The 19646-nt window shown below is 67.4% G+C and carries 13 protein-coding genes; 9 read left to right on the forward strand and 4 right to left on the reverse strand.

All coding sequences use genetic code 11. The annotated features are described in order from the left end of the window. Positions 1-23 precede the first annotated feature (23 nt). The 8 genes from CCX87_RS18400 (at position 24) to CCX87_RS18435 (ending at position 13115) form a co-directional block, all read left to right on the forward strand. Complete coding sequence (locus CCX87_RS18400) at positions 24-2741, forward strand: DEAD/DEAH box helicase (RefSeq protein ID WP_087747992.1); 2718 nt, start codon at positions 24-26, stop codon at positions 2739-2741. Further along, positions 2738-4285, forward strand: coding sequence for a polyamine aminopropyltransferase (locus tag CCX87_RS18405; RefSeq protein WP_087747993.1), 1548 nt, complete (start codon positions 2738-2740; stop codon positions 4283-4285). The genes CCX87_RS18400 and CCX87_RS18405 overlap by 4 nt, the downstream gene beginning before the upstream one ends. 76 nt (positions 4286-4361) lie before the next feature. Next, on the forward strand, positions 4362-8120 hold the full coding sequence (locus tag CCX87_RS18410) for a PAS domain S-box protein (RefSeq protein ID WP_087747994.1): 3759 nt from the start codon (positions 4362-4364) through the stop codon (positions 8118-8120). Next, the gene (locus CCX87_RS18415) at positions 8120-9109 is read left to right on the forward strand and encodes an HD-GYP domain-containing protein (RefSeq protein ID WP_087748492.1); all 990 of its coding nucleotides are present in this window, start codon (positions 8120-8122) and stop codon (positions 9107-9109) included. Before CCX87_RS18410 ends, CCX87_RS18415 begins: the two co-directional genes overlap by 1 nt. A 48-nt stretch (positions 9110-9157) precedes the next feature. Then, a complete protein-coding gene (locus CCX87_RS18420) occupies positions 9158-10894 on the forward strand; it encodes an FAD-dependent oxidoreductase (RefSeq protein WP_198314734.1) in 1737 nt (578 codons plus the stop codon). 293 nt (positions 10895-11187) lie between these two features. Beyond that, complete coding sequence (locus CCX87_RS18425; protein ID WP_198314735.1) at positions 11188-11745, forward strand: GNAT family N-acetyltransferase; 558 nt, start codon at positions 11188-11190, stop codon at positions 11743-11745. A gap of 118 nt (positions 11746-11863) precedes the next feature. Then, on the forward strand, positions 11864-12568 hold the full coding sequence (locus tag CCX87_RS18430; RefSeq protein WP_087747997.1) for a riboflavin synthase subunit alpha: 705 nt from the start codon (positions 11864-11866) through the stop codon (positions 12566-12568). Positions 12569-12623: 55 nt separating this feature from the next. Next, positions 12624-13115 (forward strand): NUDIX hydrolase, encoded by a 492-nt coding sequence (locus CCX87_RS18435; protein ID WP_087748493.1) that lies wholly within the window; start codon positions 12624-12626, stop codon positions 13113-13115. Positions 13116-13172: 57 nt separating this feature from the next. On the opposite strand, the gene CCX87_RS18440 is transcribed toward CCX87_RS18435, so the two are convergent. The 3 genes from CCX87_RS18440 to tcuA form a co-directional block, all read right to left on the reverse strand. Further along, positions 13173-14150, reverse strand: coding sequence for a Bug family tripartite tricarboxylate transporter substrate binding protein (locus CCX87_RS18440; RefSeq protein ID WP_087747998.1), 978 nt, complete (start codon positions 14148-14150; stop codon positions 13173-13175). A gap of 85 nt (positions 14151-14235) precedes the next feature. Next, positions 14236-15417, reverse strand: a complete 1182-nt coding sequence (gene tcuB, locus CCX87_RS18445; RefSeq protein WP_087748497.1) for a tricarballylate utilization 4Fe-4S protein TcuB — start codon at positions 15415-15417, stop codon at positions 14236-14238. Further along, entirely contained in the window at positions 15404-16876 is a 1473-nt protein-coding gene (tcuA, locus tag CCX87_RS18450; protein ID WP_087748495.1) for an FAD-dependent tricarballylate dehydrogenase TcuA, read from the reverse strand. Before tcuA ends, tcuB begins: the two co-directional genes overlap by 14 nt. A gap of 181 nt (positions 16877-17057) precedes the next feature. Between tcuA and CCX87_RS18455 the strand changes: the two genes are divergently transcribed. Further along, entirely contained in the window at positions 17058-18635 is a 1578-nt protein-coding gene (locus tag CCX87_RS18455) for a Fic family protein (protein WP_087747999.1), read from the forward strand. A gap of 51 nt (positions 18636-18686) precedes the next feature. Here CCX87_RS18455 and CCX87_RS18460 read toward each other — a convergent pair whose 3' ends face one another. After that, positions 18687-19634, reverse strand: a complete 948-nt coding sequence (locus CCX87_RS18460) for a LysR family transcriptional regulator (RefSeq protein ID WP_087748000.1) — start codon at positions 19632-19634, stop codon at positions 18687-18689. Positions 19635-19646: the final 12 nt, after the last annotated feature.

Below are 19646 nucleotides of genomic sequence, written 5' to 3' on the forward strand. Positions count from 1 at the left end.
CTTCCCCAATCACTTCCCAATTCATGACCTCCCTCACCCTCAAGTCCTACCAGCAAACCGCCCTCGACGCCCTGGGCGCTTTTGCCCGCGCAGCCCGCATCAAGGGCCCGGCGCTGGCCTTTGGCGAACTGGCGGGCCACCCGTACAACCTTGACGCCTTTGGCCCGCAGGTGCCTTGCGTGTGCCTGCGCATTCCCACGGGTGGCGGCAAAACGGTGCTGGCAGCGCATGCGGTGCCCCTGCTGGCGCGTGAGTGGCAAGGCAGCGATGCGCCCGTGGCGGTGTGGCTGGTGCCCAGCGATGCCATCCGCCAGCAAACGCTCAAGGCCTTGCAGACGCCCGGCCATGCCTACCGCGCCGCCCTGACCGATGCCTATGGCGAGGGCCTGCAGGTGTGCACGCTCGACGATGTGGCGCAGATCGCCCCGCCCGACTGGGGGCGCCATGCCGTGGTGGTGGTGGCGACCATCCAGAGTTTTCGCATCGAGGACGCGGGCCAGCGCAATGTGTACAGCTTTGCTGAGAGCTTTGAGCCGCATTTCAAGGGCGCGCACGATGGCGATCTGGCCTGCCTGCACGACCTGCCCGACGCCGTGGTGACGGCGCAAGACGCCGCGCAGGATGCCACGGGCGTGCTGGCGGGCTTTGTGGGCCAGCCACGCTGGAGCCTGGCCAACTGGCTGGCGCTGCACCGCCCCCTGGTCATAGTGGACGAGGCGCACAACACCAAGACGGACAAGAGCTTCACCGCGCTGCAGCGCCTGAACCCCGCGTTCATCCTGGAGCTGACGGCCACGCCGATTGCGCACAAGACCAATGTGCTCTACCACGTCAGTGCGCAAGAGCTGGCGGCCGAGGACATGATCAAGCTGCCCATCGTGCTGGCCGAGCACCCCGAGGGCTGGCCCGCCGCCGTGTTTGGCGCGGTGCAGACGCAACGCAAGCTGGAGGCCGAGGCGCTCAAGGACGAGGCCGAGGGCCACGGCTATGTGCGCCCCATCGTGCTGTTTCAGGCACAAAACCTGGGCGACGAAATGCCACCCGAGGCCCTGCGCCGCTATCTGGTGGACGAGCTCAACCTGCCAGACAACCAGATCGTGGTGGCCACGGGCACCACGCGCGGACTGGACGACATCGACCTGGCGGCGCGCCATTGCCCGGTGCGCTATGTGATTACGGTGCAGGCGCTGCGCGAGGGCTGGGACTGCCCGTTTGCCTATGTGCTGTGCAGCCTGCAAAAGCTGACCAGCGCCACGGCGGTGGAGCAGTTGCTGGGCCGCGTGCTGCGCATGCCGCAGGCGCGGCGGCGCGGGCGCGAGGCGCTCAACCGCGCCTATGCCCATGTGTGCGCAGCGGAGTTTTCTGCGGCGGCGCACGCACTGGCCGACCGCCTGATCCAGCACATGGGGTTCGAGGCGCTGGATGTGGCCTCGATGCTGGCGGCGCCATCGAGCTACCCGCTGTTTGGCGAAGAATATGATCAAAATTCGCCTGTAGCGCCCGCCCCGCAAGCGCTGATAGCTACAAATTTTGAAGCGATTGCGGCCACGCCCGAGCTGCTGGCGGTGCCCGGTGTGCAAGAGCAGACCATTGCGGGCGCGGCGCAGGTGGTGGTGGCGGGCCACATCGAGGCCCGCACCGAGGCGCTGATGCAGGCCCAGGTGCGCGGGCCCAAAAAGCAGGAGCAGCTGCGCGAGAAGGTGGCCCAGCACAACGCGCTGGTGGCCGCCAGCGTGGCCCCCGCATCGCGCGGCGTGCCTTTTGCGCCCGTGCCCACGCTGGCCTATCGCACCGACGCACAAGCGCCGCTGTGGCCGCTGGAGCAGGGTGCGGTGCTGGGCACGGTGGAGCTCGACCTGCTCAGCCCCCAGGCGGTGCAGCTGCCCGGCTTTCATGTGGCGCAAGAGCCTGACGTGATCGAGATCGATGTGCAGGACGCACGCGTGACGCTGCGCCCCACCGATGTGCAGCAAATGGCCATGGACTACGGCGCCAGCAGCATCACCGCCGAAACGCTGGTGCGCTGGCTGGACCAGTCGCTGCACAAGGCGCTGCACGCACCGCTGGCGGGCATCACCCAGTCGCAGCGCCGTGCTTTTTTGGCGGCGGTGGTGAACCACCAGCTGCATGCCTGCGGCCTGCCGCTGGTGGTGCTGGCGCAGGCGCGGTTTCAGCTGGCCCGGTGCATCGCGCTGCATGTGGGCGATTTGCGCGACCAGGCGGCCACGCGGCAGTTTCGCCAGCTGGTGCTGCAGCAGGGCCAGGCGGGCGCCTGGCTGGTCGAGAGCGATTGGGCCCGGCCCCATGTGTTTGAGCCAGGCCGCTACCCGGCGCCGGAGGCATCGCGCTACAGCGGGCGCTACCAGTTCACGCGGCATTACTTTGCCGTGCTGGCCGACCTGAAGGACGGCGGCGAAGAGTTTTTGTGCGCGCAGTTGATTGACCGCCACCCCAAAGTCCGGCAATGGGTGCGCAACCTCGATACCGCGCCCTGCGGCTTTGCCCTGCCCACGTCGCGCGGCCGGTTTTTTGCCGACTTTGTGGCCGAGCTGGTCGATGGCCGTGTGGCCTTGCTCGAATACAAGGGGGCGCATTTGCTGAGCGACCCGTATGAAACGGAAAAGAGCCAGGTCGGTGCGCTGTGGGCACAGGCCAGCGCGGGCAAAGCCGTGTTTGGGTGGCTGACAAAGCAGCAAGACGGCAAGAGCCTGGCGCAGCAACTCGATACGGTGCTGGCATGACACCTGCCACCGCGCCTGGGGCGCCACCCGGCGGCGCCCGCCCCATTGACATCGCCCTGCTCGCCAGCGTGTTCGTGGTGGCGGCCTGTGGCCTGCTGTATGAGCTGGCGGCGGGCGCGCTGGCGTCGTATTTGCTGGGCGACTCGGTGCTGCAGTTTTCCACCATCATCGGCACCTATCTGTTTGCCATGGGCGTGGGCTCGTGGCTGTCGCGCTATTTCGAGCGGCAGTTGCCCGCGCACTTTTTGCGCATCGAATTGCTGGTGGCGCTGATTGGTGGGGCGCTTCCAGCTACGCTTTTCATAGCAAATGCCTACGCGCCGGGCGCCTTCCGGTTTTTGCTGTACGGCATGGTGCTGGTGGTGGGCACGCTGGTGGGGCTGGAGATTCCGCTGGTCATGCGCATCTTGAAGCGCAACGTGGCACTGAAAGACCTGGTCTCGCAGGTGCTCACTTTTGATTACCTGGGCGCGCTGGCGGTGTCGCTGGCGTTTCCGCTGCTGCTGGTGCCGCAGCTGGGCCTCATTCGCACGGGCCTGCTGTTTGGCCTGATGAACGCGCTGGTGGCGCTGTGGGCGGTGTGGCTGTTTCGCTGGGAGCTGCGCCGCCTGCGCGCGCATGTGGCGGCCTGCGTGATGGTGCTGGGCCTGCTGCTGGCGGCGCTGGTGGGCGCCGAGCAGATCACCAGCTTTGCCGAGGACAAGTTCTACCAGGACCGCATCGTCTTTACCGCCGCCTCGCCCTACCAGCGCATCGTGGTCACCCACGGCAAGCAGGGCCACCGGCTGTTTTTGAACGGCAACCTGCAGTTTTCTGAGCGCGACGAATACCGCTACCACGAGGCGCTGGTGCACCCGGCCATGGCGGCGCACGGCGCGCCCAAGAAGGTGGCGGTGCTGGGCGGCGGCGACGGCATGGCGGTGCGCGAGATCCTCAAATACCCCTCGGTCGAATCGGTCACGCTGGTCGAGCTGGACCCGGCCATGACGCGGCTGTTCAGCGAGAACCCGACGCTCATGCGCCTGAACGGCGGGGCGCTGCAAAGCCCCAAGGTGCGCGTGGTGAACACCGATGCCTTTCAGTGGCTGCAAGATGGATCAGACCTTTTCGACGTGATCGTGGTCGATTTCCCCGACCCCACCAACTTTGCCATCGGCAAGCTCTACACCCACAGCTTTTACGCCCTGCTGGAGCAGCGCCTGGCCGCCAGCGGCTACGCCGTGGTGCAGACCACCTCGCCCCTGGTGGCGCGGCACAGCTTCTGGACCGTGGTGCAGACCATCGAATCGGCGGGCCTGCGCACGGCGCCTTACCACGCCCATGTGCCCAGCTTTGGCGAGTGGGGCTTCATCATCGCCAGCCGCCGCCCCTGGCGCCTGCCCGAGGCGCTGCCTGCGGGGCTGCAGTTTCTGAGCGCGGACACGCTGCCGCCACTGTTCGATTTTCCGCTCGACATGGCGCGGGTGCCCGCCGAGGTGAACCGGCTGTCGAACCAGGCGCTGGTGCACACCTACGAGCGCGAGTGGGGCCGCACCACGCCCTGACAAGGCCTGAAACAGGCCGAAATGGGCGCAGTCGCCGCTTCGGCACAATGGCCCCCATTGTTTACAGGTTGCCCAGATGCTCGACCGGTTTTTTGTTGTCAGTGCCGATCAGGTGGTGCTGAACGTTTTTTGGAGCCATGACCCCTGGCTCGTCGCCGTATCGGTGGCCCTGGCCATTGCCTCGTCCACCATGGCCCTCCACCTGGCGGGCCTGGCGCAGCGTGCGCCAGACGCCGCCAGCCGCCGCCTGATCATCCTGTCGGGCTCGGTGGCCCTGGGTGGTGGGGTGTGGTCCATGCATTTCGTCGGCATGCTGGCCTTCGAGCTGTGTGCGTCGGGCAACTTCAACCCGTGGATCACCATGGGCTCGGTCATTCCCAGTTTGCTGGCGTCCTGGGTGGCGCTCCAAGTGCTGGCGCAAGCGCAGGTCAGTACCCGCTCATTGCTTTTCAGTGGCACGCTGGTGGGTGCAGGCATTGGCGTGATGCACTACACGGGCATGGCCGCATCCGAGTTTGCTTCAGCCATGCGCTACGACGTGCCGGGTTTTCTGGCATCGCTGGTGTTTGCAGTGGTGGTGGCCTGCCTGGCGCTGTGGGTGCGCCTGCGGCTCAGCCGCGTGGCACGCATTCCGCGCTGGGCCGCCACTGCGCTGGGCGGCGTGGTCCTGGGGCTGGCGATTGCAGGCATGCACTACATCGCCATGGCGGCGTTGCGCGTGGTGTCGCCAGTGGCCGAACCGGCCGCTACCGGCTCGCATTCGGTGTACCTGGCGCTGGCCATTGCCATGATGGCGCTGGTCATGGGCCTGGTCATCACGGGGGCGAACGTGAGCATCCGGTTTCGCCAGCTGCTGCGCGAAACCCGGGCCAATGCCTCGCGCCTCAGTGCACTGGTCGACACGGCCGTGGACGGCATTATCATCATCGATACGCAGGGCACGGTGCGGCTTTTCAACGGCGCGGCCGAACGGCTGCTGGGCTGGACAGCCGCCGAGGTGATGGACCGCAACATCCACATGCTCATGCCCTCGCCCCACCGCGATGCGCACGATGGCTACCTGCGCAACCACCTCGAAACCGGCCTGACCAAGATCATCGGCTCGGCGCGTGAAGTGGAAGCGGTGCGCAAGGATGGCTCGCTCGTGCCCATCCGGCTGGCTGTGGGGCGAGTGGAGCAGCCGGGCGAGCCGCTGTTCGTGGGTTTTCTGACCGACCTGACCGAGCGCAAGGCGCTGGAGCGCGAGCGCCGTCAGGGCGAAGAGCAGCTGCGCTCTCTGGTCAGCAACCTGCCGGGCGTGGCGTTCCGCTGCCTCAATGGCGGCAGCTGGCCCATGCTGTTCATCAGCGATGCGGTGGTGCAGATCACCGGCTGGACAGCCGATGATTTTCTGCAGGGCCGCATCCATTTTGGCGACATCACCCACCCCGAGGACGCCGCCCACATCGCGCTGGATGTGGAGCACGCGCTGCAAACCGCGCGGCCCTACCAGGTGGAATACCGCATCAAGACCCGCGACGGCCACACGCGCTGGATGTCGGAAAGCGGCCGCGGCGTGCCGGACACGGACGGTGCCGTGCACTGGATCGACGGCGTCATCCTGGACGTCACGGACATCAAGGCGCGCAATGCCGAGTTTGAAGGCACGGTGCAGGCCATTGGCCGCTCGCAGGCCGCCGTGGAGTTTGATCTGCGGGGGCATGTCATTGCCGCCAACCCCAACTTCCTGGCGCTGACCGGCTACACCATGGACGAGGTGATCGGCCAGCCCCACGCCCTGTTCTGCCACCCAGCGTTGGTGCAAAGCGACGACTACGCCGCCTTCTGGCGCCGCCTGGGACAAGGGGATTTTGTAGCGGGCGAGTTCCAGTGGTTTGGCAAGGGCGGGCGCGAGGTGTGGATCCAGGCCACCTACAACCCCATTTTCGATGCCGAGGGCCAGGTATCGAAAATCATCAAGTTCGCCACCGACCTGAGCCAGCGCCGGGCGATGGAGGAGGACCTGCGCACCGCCAAGGACCGGGCCGAGCAGGCCGCCGCCGCGCGCAGCACCTTCCTGGCGAACATGAGCCACGAGATTCGCACCCCCATGAACGCCATCATCGGCTTCACCGAGGCGCTGCTCGACTCGCACCTGGAAAGCACGCAGCGCCGCCACCTGGGCACCGTGCACCACGCGGCGCGATCCATGCTGCGGCTGCTCAACGACATTCTGGACACCGCCAAGCTCGAGAAAGGCGCCGTGGAGCTGGAGATCGAGGCCTTCAGCCTGCGCGAGCTGTGCGACCAGATCCTGGCCTCGCTGCGCATCACCGCGGCCAAGAAGGGCCTGTCCCTGGGGCTGGACTACCCGCCCTCAGTGGCGGAGTTCTGGCAGGGCGATGCCTTTCGCATCCAGCAGATTCTGCTCAACCTCCTTGGCAACGCGATCAAGTTCACCCACGAAGGCAGCGTCACGCTGCGGGTCTCGGGCAGCGATGGCCACCTGCTGTTCGAGGTGGTCGACACCGGCATCGGCATCGACGAGGCAGGTCTCAAGCGCATCTTCGACCCGTTCTCGCAGGCCGATGCGTCCACCACGCGCCGCTACGGTGGCACGGGGCTGGGCACTACCATCGCGCGCCAGCTCACCGAACTCATGGGTGGCCACATCGCCGTGGCCAGCCAGATAGGGCAGGGCAGCACGTTCAGCGTGCGGCTGCCGCTGCAGGTGGCCTCCGAACACGACGGGGACCCCCACACGGCCGCCGTGCGCACCAAACCCCGCCTGGCGCTGCCCCCGCTGCGCGTGCTGGCGGTAGACGACGTGCCCGCCAACCTGGAACTGCTGGACATCACCCTGCAGCGCGGTGGCCACAAAGTGGTGCAGGCCCACAGCGGAGCCGATGCCCTGCAGGCCTTTGAAAATGAGCGCTTCGACGTGGTTCTGATGGACCTGCAGATGCCAGACATGGACGGCCTGGAGGCCACGCGCCACATGCGCACCTTCGAGCAGACGCAACGCCGCAAGCCCACCGCCATCGTGGCCCTGTCGGCCAGCGTGCTGGAGCAAGACCGCCGCAACGCGCGGGCGGCCGGCATGGACGGCTTTGCCAGCAAGCCCATCGAGCCGCTGCGCCTGATGGGAGAGATCGCACGCGTCATCGGCCTGCACGGGTTGGTGGACGACGCACCGCCCATCACCGGCTCGGCGCCCCTGGCGGCCGACACGCCCCACGGGCGCAGTGCCCCGGCGTTGCCGGCCATCGACTGGGAGCGGGGCGTGCGGCTGTGGACCCAGGCGCGCTACCTGCGCGAAGCCATTGCCCGGTTCCTGCAAGAGTCGGATGCCACCCTGGACGCCCTGCGCGCCCACGTGGCGGCCACCGATGTGCAGGCCCTGGTGGCCGCCGCGCACCGGCTGCGCGGCGCTGCGGGCAACCTGGCGCTGACCACCGTGCAGCGCCTGGCCGAGCGCCTGGAGGCCGCCGCGGCACACCCGGCCCACGCCAGTGCCCACCCGGCGCTGATTGACGCGCTGGACGCGGCGCTGGGCCAGGTGCGCCAGGCGCTGGACAGCCTGGACGCCCCCGACGCCAGCCCGCACGGCACCCCCGCCGTGCCCCATGCCCTGGGCGCGCCAGAGCGGTCCGAGGTGCTGGCTGCGCTCAACGCCATGACGCGGGCTCTGGCCACGGGAGAATTGCCCGATGGCCCCCTGGCCGTGCTGGAGCAGCACATGCCCGCAACCTGTCTGGATGGATTGCGCGAAGCCCTCGACCGTTTTGACTTTGACGATGCGCTGGACGCCTTGCGCACCTTGCACGCGCACGTCGAGAAGATACCCGCCCCATGATGCCTGCCGAAGACCCCCGCCCACGCCTGCTGCTTGTCGATGACGAGCCCACCAACCTGCAGGTGCTGCGGCACGTGCTGCAAGACGACTACCGCCTATTGTTTGCCACCGATGGTGCCCGCGCCCTGCAGATTGCCCAGCAACAAAAGCCGCAGCTCATCCTGCTGGACGTGATGATGCCGGGCATGGATGGCTACGCCGTGTGCGCTGCCCTGAAGGCCGAGCGCGACACGGCGGGCATCCCCGTGATCTTCGTCACGGCCCTCACGGACACCGCCGAAGAAACGCGCGGGTTTGACGCAGGCGCGGTGGACTACATCACCAAACCCATCAGCGCGCCCGTGGTGCGCGCGCGCGTGCGCACCCACCTGTCGCTGGTGCGCATGGACGAACTGCGCGAAACCCGCCTGCAGATCGTGCAGCGCCTGGGGCGCGCGGCCGAGTTCAAGGACAACGAGACCGGCATGCACGTCATCCGCATGAGCCACTTCGCCCAGGTGCTGGCGCTGGCGCTGGGGTATTCGGCCGCCTGGGCAGACGACCTGCTCAACGCGGCGCCCATGCACGACGTGGGCAAGATCGGCATCCCGGATGCCATCCTGCGCAAGCCCGGCAAGCTCACCGCCGAAGAATGGGACGTGATGCGCCGCCACCCCGAGATCGGCGCCGACATCATTGGCGAACACCCCTCGGGCGTGCTACGCCTGGCGCGCACGGTGGCCCTGTTTCACCACGAGAAATGGGACGGCTCCGGTTACCCCCATGGCCTTGCGGGCGAGGCCATCCCTCCAGAGGCGCGCATTGTGGCTTTGGCCGATGTGTTCGATGCGCTCACCGCGCGCCGCCCCTACAAGGAGCCCTGGCCCATTGAAGACACGGTGGCGCACCTGCGCGCGCAGGCAGGGCTGCATTTCGACCCGGCGATGGTCGATGCCTTCATCGCGCAGCTCCCCACCTTGCTGGACATCAAGAACCGCTGGCCTGACTGACCGAACCAGGCGCCCCTGGGGTGTCGCTGGTGGCTTAGAGTAGGGCCCATGCCCGTGACTTCTCCGCCCACTCCGTTCGGCCCTCCCCTCTCGCGGCGGCATTGGCTGCAAGCCAGCGGCGCCATGCTGGGCGGGGCGCTGGCCGGCTGCGACCGGGCACCGCGCACGCTCGCAGGCGGCTTCACCGGCATCGACATGGCGCGCGGCCATGCGCTGCGCGACCTGCTGGCCACCGGCACCCTGCCCGCGCCCGCCGTGGTGCGCCGCGCGCAGGTGGTGATTGCGGGCGGCGGCGTGGCCGGGCTGGCGGCGGCGCGCTCGCTGCGGCTGGCGGGGGTGGATGACTTCGCCCTGCTGGAGCTGGAGGACGAGGCCGGCGGCAACAGCCGCGGCGGCCAGGTCAACGGCATCGCCTGCCCGCTGGGCGCGCACTACCTGCCCGTGCCCGGCGACGACGCGCGCGAGGTGCAGGACCTGCTGGAAGAACTGGGCCTGCGCGAGCGCGTGGCCGGGCGCTGGCAATACGACGAGCGCTACCTGGTCCACAGCCCGCAGGAGCGCCTGTTTTTCGAGGGCGCGTGGCAAGAGGGCCTGCTGCCCGTGCAGGGCGTGCAGGGCGTGGGAGAGGCCACGCTGGCGCAATACCGGCGCTTTGCCGAACGGGTGCAGGCGCTGGGCAAGGCCGCGCGCTTCGCCATGCCCATGCTCAAGTCTTTGGATGCAAAACGGCCGCTGGCGCCCACCCATCAAGCGCTGGATGCTATAACTTTTGCTGCATGGCTGGACCAGGAGGGGCTGGATGACCCGCGCCTGCGCTGGTACCTGGACTACTGCTGCCGCGACGACTATGGCGCGGGCACGGCGCGCGTGTCGGCCTGGGCCGGCATCCACTATTTCGCCAGCCGCCACGGCTTTCATGCGCCGGGCGACGCGGCCGCCGAAGACCGCGAGGGCGTATTGACCTGGCCCGAGGGCAACGGCTGGCTCACCCAGCGCCTGGCCGCGCCGCTGCACGACGGCGGCCAGTTGCGCACGGCCTGCAGCGTGCTGCGCATCACCGAGGGACCCCGTGGCGTGCAGGTGGACGCTTTCAACCACGCCACCGACAGCGTGGAGCGCTGGCAGGCGCAGCGCTGCATCGTGGCGCTGCCGGTGTTCATGGCAGCGCGCGTGGTGCAGAGCCCGCCCGCCTTTTTGCGCCAGGCCGCGCAGCGCCTGTCGTGGGCGCCCTGGCTGGTGGCCAACATCCACATCGACGCACCGCTGGCCGACCGCCCCGGCGCCGCCCCCGCGTGGGACAACGTGCTGTACGGCGATGCCAACCCGGGCGGCCTGGGCTATGTCGATGCCGGCCACCAACGCCTGGACCCGCGCGCCGTGCTGGCCGGCCCTACCGTGCTCAGCTATTACCAGGCCCTGGGCGATGTGCCGCAAGCCCGCGCGCAACTGGCCACCCAGCCCTGGACGCACTGGGCCCAAGCCACGCTGGCCGCCTTGAGCGTGCCCCACCCCGACCTGCCGCGCCGCGCCACGCGCGTGGACATCACCCGCTATGGCCACGCCATGTCCATCCCCACGCCGGGTGTGCTGGGGTTTTTAGGTCAAATTGGCCTCAAACCCATATCTGATAAGCGCAAGCAGCTATCGAATGGTGAGCGAACCGCCTGGCTTCCCACCCCCACCACCGCCCGCCTGGCGTTTGCGCACAGCGACTGGTCGGGCTATTCGGTGTTTGAGGAAGCCTTCACGCGCGGGCATGGCGCGGGGCTGGCGGTGGCGCGGTAGCGGTGCGGGTCCACTTCGGCAGGGCGCATGTCAGTCATCAGGGCGTCACGGCCGGTGGTTACCTTTGCGGCATTGTTTTGTTTTCCGAATGCTGTTTGCCATGCCGATCCTCTCGCTCCCGCCCCTGAATGCCACCATTGCCGCCGTGCTGACCGTGACCGCCAGCGCCTGGGGCCTGCCCGCCGCCGCGCAGGTCGCCTGACCTTCCTCGCGCCAAGCGCGCAGCACAAGCCAATGAGGGGCTGACACTCCTTGCCTGACAATCCGGTGCTTGCTTTTTGCCTGCCGCCACCGTGACCTTCCCTCCCGTTTCCCGTCCGTCGCCAGTGCGCCTGCGTGCCCTGGCGCACCGCGACCTCGCGGACCTTCTTGCCGTGCAGCGGGCCTGCTATGGCCCGGGCTTTGTCGAGAGTGCCGAGGTGTTTGCGCGCCGCCTGGCCAGCCCCGCCAACTGCTCGCTGGTGCTGGAGCGCGATGGACAAGTCTGCGCCTATCTGGCGGCCTACCGCTCCGTGCTGGGCAAGGTCACGCCTTTGCACGGTGATTTCGAGCCGGCGGCGCAGGTCGACACGCTGTACCTGCATGACATGGCGGTGTTGCCCGCCTGCGCCGGGCAGGGCATGGCCCAGGCACTGCTGCAGTCGCTGTGGGACCACGCGGCGGCGCAGGGGCTGCGGCACACGGCGCTGGTGTCGGTGCAGGGCTCGCAAACCTATTGGCAGCGGCATGGCTACGCCCCAAGGCCGCTGGGCGACGCAGCGCAACGCGAACGGCTGGCCAGCTATGGCGCGGGCGCGGTGTACATGGCGCGCGCCATGGCGGCTGCAACAGATACGCCGCCCATGCGATAAAGACATGGGTGCTCCGCGCAGAACAGGCCGGGTGGCAAAATCTGCGTACCCCCTTCAGGAGTGCTGCCCGCCCTCGCAGGCCCTGCGCTCCGCAACGCACCCGGAAAGCCGCGCCACCATGTTCACAGGCATCGTCCAAGCCACGGCAGGCATCGCCGCCATCCACGACCGCGCAGGCCTGCGCACCTTCACGCTTGACTTCCCCGAGGGCTTCTGCCACGACTTGGGCCTGGGCGCCAGCGTGTCCACCGACGGCGTGTGCCTCACGGTGACGGAAATCCTCTCGCCCACGCAGGCCAACTTTGACGTGATGCTGCAAAGCCTGAACATCACCACGCTGGGCCGCTACCGCCAAGGCGACCGCGTGAACGTGGAGCGCGCAGCCAAGGACGGCGCCGAGATCGGCGGCCACCCGCTGTCGGGCCATGTCGATTTCACCGGCACGCTCATCGAGCGCCGCGAATTTGACAACAACCTGGTGTGGCGCGTGGCCGTGCCGCCCGAGTTTCGCAAGTATGTGTTTGCCAAGGGCTACATCGCCATCCACGGCGCCAGCCTCACGGTGTCGGAAGTGAACCGGGCCGAGGGCTGGTTCGAGGTCTGGCTGATCCCCGAAACCCGCCGCGCCACGGTGTTCGAGGGCAAGCAGGTGGGCGATGCGCTCAACATCGAGATCGAGCGCAGCACCCAGGTGGTGGTGGACACCGTGCGCGAGGCAGTGCACGAAAGCCTGGGCCGCCTGCAGCCGGTGCTGGAGGCGCTGCTCCAGGAAAAGGGCTTGTCGCTGGAAGATTTCGTGCAGCCGCCCGTGGTGCCGCACTGAGGCGCTGCAAGGCGTCATCAAGCGCTTGTCACGGCCCGTGGTCATAATGCGCGCCATGCCCAACCGCTGGAAACCCAATGTCACCGTGGCCGCCATCATCGAACGCGATGGCCGCTTTTTGCTGGTGGAAGAAGACACGGCCGATGGCCTCAGGCTTAACAACCCGGCCGGTCATCTGGACCCGGGCGAATCGCCCATCGAAGCCTGTGTGCGCGAGGTGCTAGAGGAAACGGCGCACGACTTCGCGCCCGCGGCCCTGGTGGGCGTGTACCTCAACCGCTTCACGCGCACGCGCACGGGCGACGACATCACCTACCTGCGCTTTGCCTTTGCCGGCACGGTGGGCACGCACCACGAATGGCGCGCGCTCGATGAAGGCATCGTGCGCACTGTGTGGATGACGCTGGACGAGTTGCGCGCCAGCGCAGGCCGCCACCGCAGCCCGCTGGTGCTGCAGTGCATCCAGGACTACCTGGCTGGGCAGCGCGCACCGCTGTCGCTGATCCACACCGATGCGAGCGTGCTGCAAAGCGCAGCGGCCCTCTGACGGGGCCGCTTTGTTGGTGCGAGGCAGCTGGGGCCTCGCTGGATTGGCGCTTCGAAGTCAGTCCACCATCAGCTTGCGCTCCTTGATGATGGCGGCCCACTGGGTCGATTCCTTCTTCATGAAGGCCGCGAATTCGGCGCGCGTGGTGGGCTGGGGCGTCAGGCCGTGCTTGAGCAAGGCTTCCTTCACGCCTGGGTCATTCAGTACCTTCACGATTTCCTGGTTCCAACGGTCCAGCAGTGGCGCGGGGGTCTTGCCCGGCGCCACGAAGGCATACCAGTTCAGCGCCTCAAAGCCGGGGAAACCCGACTCGGCCACGGTGGGGATGTTGGGCAGATAGGCCGGGCGCGTCAGGCCCGTGGTGGCCAGCGGAATCAGCTTGCCCGACTCCACATGCGGCATGGCGGTGGGCGGCGCGGCAAAGTACGAGGCGATGCGCTCGCCCAGCAGGTCTTGCAGCGCGGGCGCGCCGCCCTTGTAGGGCACATGGGTCATGTCGATGCCCGCGCGCTGGTTGAACAGCTCGCCCGCCAGGTGCGATGCCGAGCCCGCACCGGTGGAGGCAAAGTCCACGCTGCCGGGTTTCTTTTTGGACAACTGGATGAATTCGGCCAGCGTCTTCACGCCCGTACCCTTGTGCACCACCAGCACGTTCGGAAAGTTCACACCGCCCGAGATGGGCGCCAGGTCCTTGAACGGGTCGTAGCTGAGCTTCATCAGGTGCGGGGCGATGGTCAGCGGGCCGACCGAGCCGAACAGCAGCACCGAGCCGTCGGGTGCGGCGTTGGCCACAAACTGGTGGGCAATGTTGCCGCCCGCACCGCCCTTGTTGTCCACCACCACGGTCTGGCCAATGTTCTCGCCCAGTTTCTTGGCGATCAGGCGCGCAGCGGCATCGGCAGCGCCGCCCGCCGCAAAGCCCACCACCAGCGTGACAGGCTTCTTGGGCGGAAAGTCCTGCGCCAGCGCAGGGTTGCAGAAGGCCACAAAGGCAGTGGCCGCGGCGGCGGCCTGGATCAGGGTGCGTTTTTTCATGGTGGGTCTCCTGGTGTTGTTTCTAATGAAATGTGGCTGTAGCCCAGACCAATCGGGCGCTGGCAGCTATTGTTTTTGATGAATTTCAGTCACTACCCAGCCCGATCGGGTTGGGCTGGCGCTTTTCCACCGCGTGGCGCAACAGCGCGGCGGTGCGGAAGATGCCGTGGGCAAACTTGCCGTAGGGCAGCGTGGCAAACAGCGCCATCACCGCGCCCAGGTGCAGGCACAGCAGCAGCGGCAGGGCGGGTGTGCCACGGCCCAGCCACAGCGCCAGGCCGCTGGTGGCGGTGAGGAACAGCAGGGCGATGAAGCCCCGGTCCATGGGCTTTTGCGCGGCATCGCCGTGCTGCGGGTGGCGGCGCAGGTTCAGCCGCCACAGGCCGGCCGTGCCCAGCGCCAAGGCCACGCCGCCTGCCGCGCCCAGCAATTTGGGCAGGCTGGGCAGGTCGTAGGGGGCTGCCCAGCCGAAGGCATAGTGGTACACCGTGGCCACGCTGGTGGCGGCAAAGCACAGCATGAAGCCGTAGAACGTGAGGTGGTGAAAGCGCCGGCGCGACAGGGTGTAGGCGTCGTCCTCGTTGTGGCAGCCGTCGCCGTGGCCGCCGTCCAGGTATTTGAGGCGCAGCACCGCATCGGTGGCCTCGGCGGCGGCGGGCGTGGACAGCGGCGCGCCGCTGGTGGCTGGCGTCACGTCGCGCCAGAAGCGGCGCACGCCCAGCGCCAGCGCCAGCGTGGCAAACACGAACACCGGCGCAAACAGGCCCACCAGCAGGTTGTGCGGGAAGATGCCATAGAAGCCGCCCACCGGCGTGCCCCACAGGGCGCCCACGCCTGCGCCGCCAAGCGCAACGGCCAGCACCAGGAACAGCGCCAGCCCTGCGGCCAGCGCCAGCGACAGCGTGAGCCCCTGGCGCTGGTAGAGCTGGCCCAGCGCGGGCGGCCAGGCGTAGTCGGCATAGGTTTGCCCGCGCACCTGGGCCATGGCCTGGGGCACGTTCACCGCAAACTCGTGCGGCGGCGCGTATTGGCAGGCGTGCAGGCAGGCGCCGCAGTTGTGGCACAGGTTGGCCAGAAAGTGGATGTCAGCCTTGCCAAACTCCAGCCGGCGCGTCATGGCCGGGAACACGGCGCAAAAGCCCTCGCAGTAGCGGCAGGCGTTGCAGATCTGCATCTGGCGCGCCACTTCGGTCTCGGGGGCGGACAGCACGATCTCGCCGTTGGCCAGCGCCCTGGCGTCGCGCGTCAGGGCTTCAAGCGTTTGCATCATGTACTCCTGTTTTTGTAGCTGCTTGCGCTTGCTGGATGCGCGCTGGGGCCTTGTTTGACTGTAAAGCTGCTTGCGCCGCCTGCGTACCGGCAATGCGGCCAAACGCCGTGCCAATGCTCATGCCCACCCCGGCGGTGTAGCCCTTGCCCAGCACGTTGCCGGCCATCATTTCGCCCGCCACGAACAGGTTGTCGCTGGGCTGGTTGTTGAAGCGCACGGCGGCCGTGTCGTCGGTGTGCAGGCCGAGATACGTGAAGGTGACGCCAGGCTTGAGCGCGTAGCCATAGAACGGCGCCTGGTCGATGGGCCGCGCCCAGTGCGTCTTGGCGGGCGTGACGCCTTCGGTGCGGCAGTCGTCCAGGGCGGTGTGGTCGAAGCTGCCCACGCGGCAGGCGGCGTTGTAGGCGTTGAGGGTGCGCATGAAGGTGTCCACCGGCAGGCCCAACTTGTGCGCCAGCTCGGGCAGGCTGTCGGCCTTGACGCCCGGAAACACCGGCGGCATGAAGCGGCCAATGGCCTTGCTGTCGATGATCGAATAACCAATCTGCCCCGGCTGCTGCGCCACCAGGCGGCCCCAGATGGCGTAGCGCTTGGGCCAGAAGTCCTCGCCCTCGTCATAAAAGCGCTCGGCCTCGCGGTTGACCACCACGCCCAGCGAGACGCAGTCGATGCGCGTGCAGATGCCGCCGTCGTACAGCGGCGCGCGCGCGTCGATGGCCACCATGTGCGCCTGCGTCGGGTCGCCAATGCGGTCGGCGCCATGGTCTTCGAGCAGATGGCGCAGCAGCACGCCCTTGTTGTAGGCCGTGCCACGGATCAAAAAGTTGTCGGCCGGCCATTCGCCGCGCTCGTTCTGGCCCCAGGCCTCGCGCAGCCATTCGCGGTTCGATTCAAAGCCGCCCGCGGCCAGCACGCAGGTTTTGGCGGTGATGCGCTCGGGTTTGCCGTTCACGGTGCAATGCGCGGCAATGAAGCGGCCGTTCTCGATCTCGATGCGGTCCACCGGCGCTTCATAGCGGATCTGCACGCCCAGCTTTTCCGCGCTGCGGTAATAGGCATTGACCAGCGCCTTGCCGCCGCCCATGAAAAAGGCATTGGTGCGCGCCACATGCAGCGCGCCCGACAGCGGCGGCTGAAAGTGCACGCCATGGCTGCGCATCCAGTCGCGGCAGTTGCTCGACGCCCGAATCACCAGGCGCGCCAGGTGTTCGTTGGTCAGGCCGCCCGTCACCTTGAGCAGGTCTTGCCAATACTCTTCTTCGGGGTAGGCATCGACCAGCACATCCTGCGGCGCATCGTGCATGCAGCGCAGATTGCGCGTGTGGCCCGAGTTGCCGCCGCGCCACTCGCGCGGGGCCGATTCAAGCAGCAGCACGCTGGCACCGGCCTCGCGGGCCATCAGCGCGGCGCACAGGGCAGCGTTGCCGCCGCCGATCACCAGGACGTCGGGGCTCATGGGCAAGTTCTTTTCATCATTCATGGGGGTAGGGGAATGTAGAAAGAACACCGCCGCTTGCGCAGGGGCCGCGCGGCATGACCCCATCACGGATCGTGATGGGTGAAAGACATTCGGCAAAAACCGCCCTTGCGTTGGGTCGGCGTCAGCAAGCCGTGGCATCCTCAGCACCCATAAAGGTATGAGCACCAAACTTCCCATCAACCTCACCGACCTGCTGCGCCAGCGCACGGTCGAGGGCGAACGCATCGAATACAAGGCCGGATGGAATCCGGATGCAATCCTCCGTACCCTGTGCGCCTTTGCCAACGATTTTGAAAATCTCGGCGGCGGTTATGTAGTGATCGGGCAGGATTGCGATGCCAGCGGTGAGCCGGTGTTTCCGCCCGTGGGGCTGGCCGACAACCAGCTCGACAAGATTCAGCAGGAGTTGCTGGCTGCTTGTCAGTTGATTCAACCGCCGTATTTCCCGGTATTGAGCCTGGAGAAAGTGGATGGGCGCAATCTGATAGTGCTGTGGGCTCCGGGTGGACAGAACCGGCCCTACAAAGCGCCGGAAGCCGTCACTGCCAACAAGAAAACCTGGCGCTACTACATCCGGCGCTACAGCAGCACGGTCGAGGCCAAGGGCGAAACCGAGCAGGAGTTATTGAGCCTGGCCGCCAAGGTGCCGTTTGATGATCGCTACCACCCGTCGGCACAGATGGATGATTTATCCAAACCGCTGATGCAGGCTTTCTTGCGGGAAGTGGGCAGCGCGCTGGCGGCAGATGCGCCCGGATTGTCGGTCGAGGCCTTGGCGCGGCAGATGAATGTGGCGGGCGGCCCCACCGAGTCGCCGTGGCCCAAGAACGTGGGTCTGCTGTTTTTCAACGAGGCGCCGGAGCGGTTCTTTCCCGGTGTGCAGATCGATGTGGTCTGGTTCCCCGAAGGCGCGGGCGGAGATCGCTTCGAGGAAAAAATCTTCAAGGGGCCGCTGGCGCGGATGACACGCGAGGCATTGAGCTACATCCAGCGCAACTACCTGCGCGAGACGGTCATCAAGCACCCAGACCGCGCCGAAGCCACACGGGTCTGGAACTTCCCCTATGCCGCCATCGAGGAAGCCTTGGTCAACGCGGTCTACCACCGGTCTTACGAAGAGCGCGAGCCCATCGAGGTGCGCATCAGCCACGAGGATTTGGTCATCCTGAGCTTCCCCGGCCCGGATCGGTCGATCCGGCTGGAGGACTTTCAGGCAGGGCGTGCGGTCAGCCGCCGCTACCGCAACCGACGGATTGGCGAGTTCCTGAAAGAACTGGATCTGACGGAAGGCCGCTCGACCGGCATCCCCAAAATCCTCAAGGTGATGACCGCGAATGGCTCGCCCACACCACTGTTTGAAACCGATGATGACCGACTTTCGTTTGTGATTCGCTTGCCCTGCCATCCGCACGCCGTGGGCGCAACCATGGCCACCGAGCAAGTCACAGGGGAAGTCACAGGGGAAGTCACAGGGGAAGTCACAGGGGAAGTCACAGGGGAGGTTGAGCGCCTGCTGCGCGCGATGGCGGGCGAGATGCCCCGCCATCTGATCCAATCCACGCTGGGCCTCAAAAGCGCAGAGCACTTCCGTATGGCTTACCTCAAGCCCGCGTTGGAGGTGGGCGTCATCGAAATGACAGTGCCCGACAAACCACGCAGCAGCAAGCAACGCTACCGCTTGACTGACTTCGGTCAACACTGGCTACAGACGCGGCCAGGCAACGCTGCGGACTGAAGCGGGCGCTTGGGTCGTCCGTTTTTTCTATCGGCTGGCTGCCAGAACCCCTCACCCGTTGGCTGCGGTGGTCAACCTCGCGCCAATCCACCGCCCCGACTGCACCAGCTCGCGCACGCAGTCGCCCAGCACCACGCGCGCGGCCAGCGCGGCGGGTGAGAGCTCGTCGTCCGACAGGCTGCACAGCGCAGCGGGCCGGTAGGCCGGGCCATCTGCAATTTCGGCCAGCACAAAGCGCTGCGCCGCGTCGGGGTAGCGGCCCACCGCCGCCCAGGGCTGGATGGTGCTGCCCAGGCCCATGTCCACCGCATCCATCAGCAGCGCGAGTGAGTCGATTTCCATGGCCATGCGCGGCGCCACGCGCGCTTGGGCAAAGGCGGCATCCAGCCGGCTGCGCAGGCCGTGCGGGCCGGTGGGCAAAATCAGCGGCTCATCGCCCAGCTGCGCCAGGGCCACCTTGCCCGCTGGCAGTGGCTGCTGCGCCGGGTGGTGCGCCGAGCGGATCAAAAACAGGCGCTCTTCCAGCAGCGGCAGCACGCTCCAGCGGCGTGCGGGCTGGGTGTCAAACAGCACGGCCAGGTCGAGCTGGCGCGCGTTGAGCATGGTCGACAGGTGCCCCGACAGGCTGCCCACCATGTGCAGGCGCACATCGGGGTAGCGCTCGTGCATGGCGCGCATCAGCGGCACACCCAGCACCGACGCTGTGGTGGGCGACAGGCCCACGCTCACGCTGCCCGTCAGCCGCGCCTGCTGCGCCGCCCGCGCGGCCTGGTCGGCATGGCGCAGCGCCAGTTGCGCCTCGCGAAAAAACGCCAACCCCGCCTCGGTGGGCACCGCGCCCTTGGCCGTGCGCTGCAGCAGCCGGGTGCTGAGCTCGCCCTCCAGGCGGCTGATCTGCTGGCTCAGCGCCGACTGCACCATGTTCAGGTCGAGCGCGGCCCGGCCCATGGAGCCGAGCTCGACGATGCTGACGAAGTAGCGGAGTTGGCGCAGTTCCATGGGGGTCCTTTT

Source organism: Acidovorax sp. T1 (assembly GCF_002176815.1).
GTDB lineage: Bacteria > Pseudomonadota > Gammaproteobacteria > Burkholderiales > Burkholderiaceae_C > Acidovorax.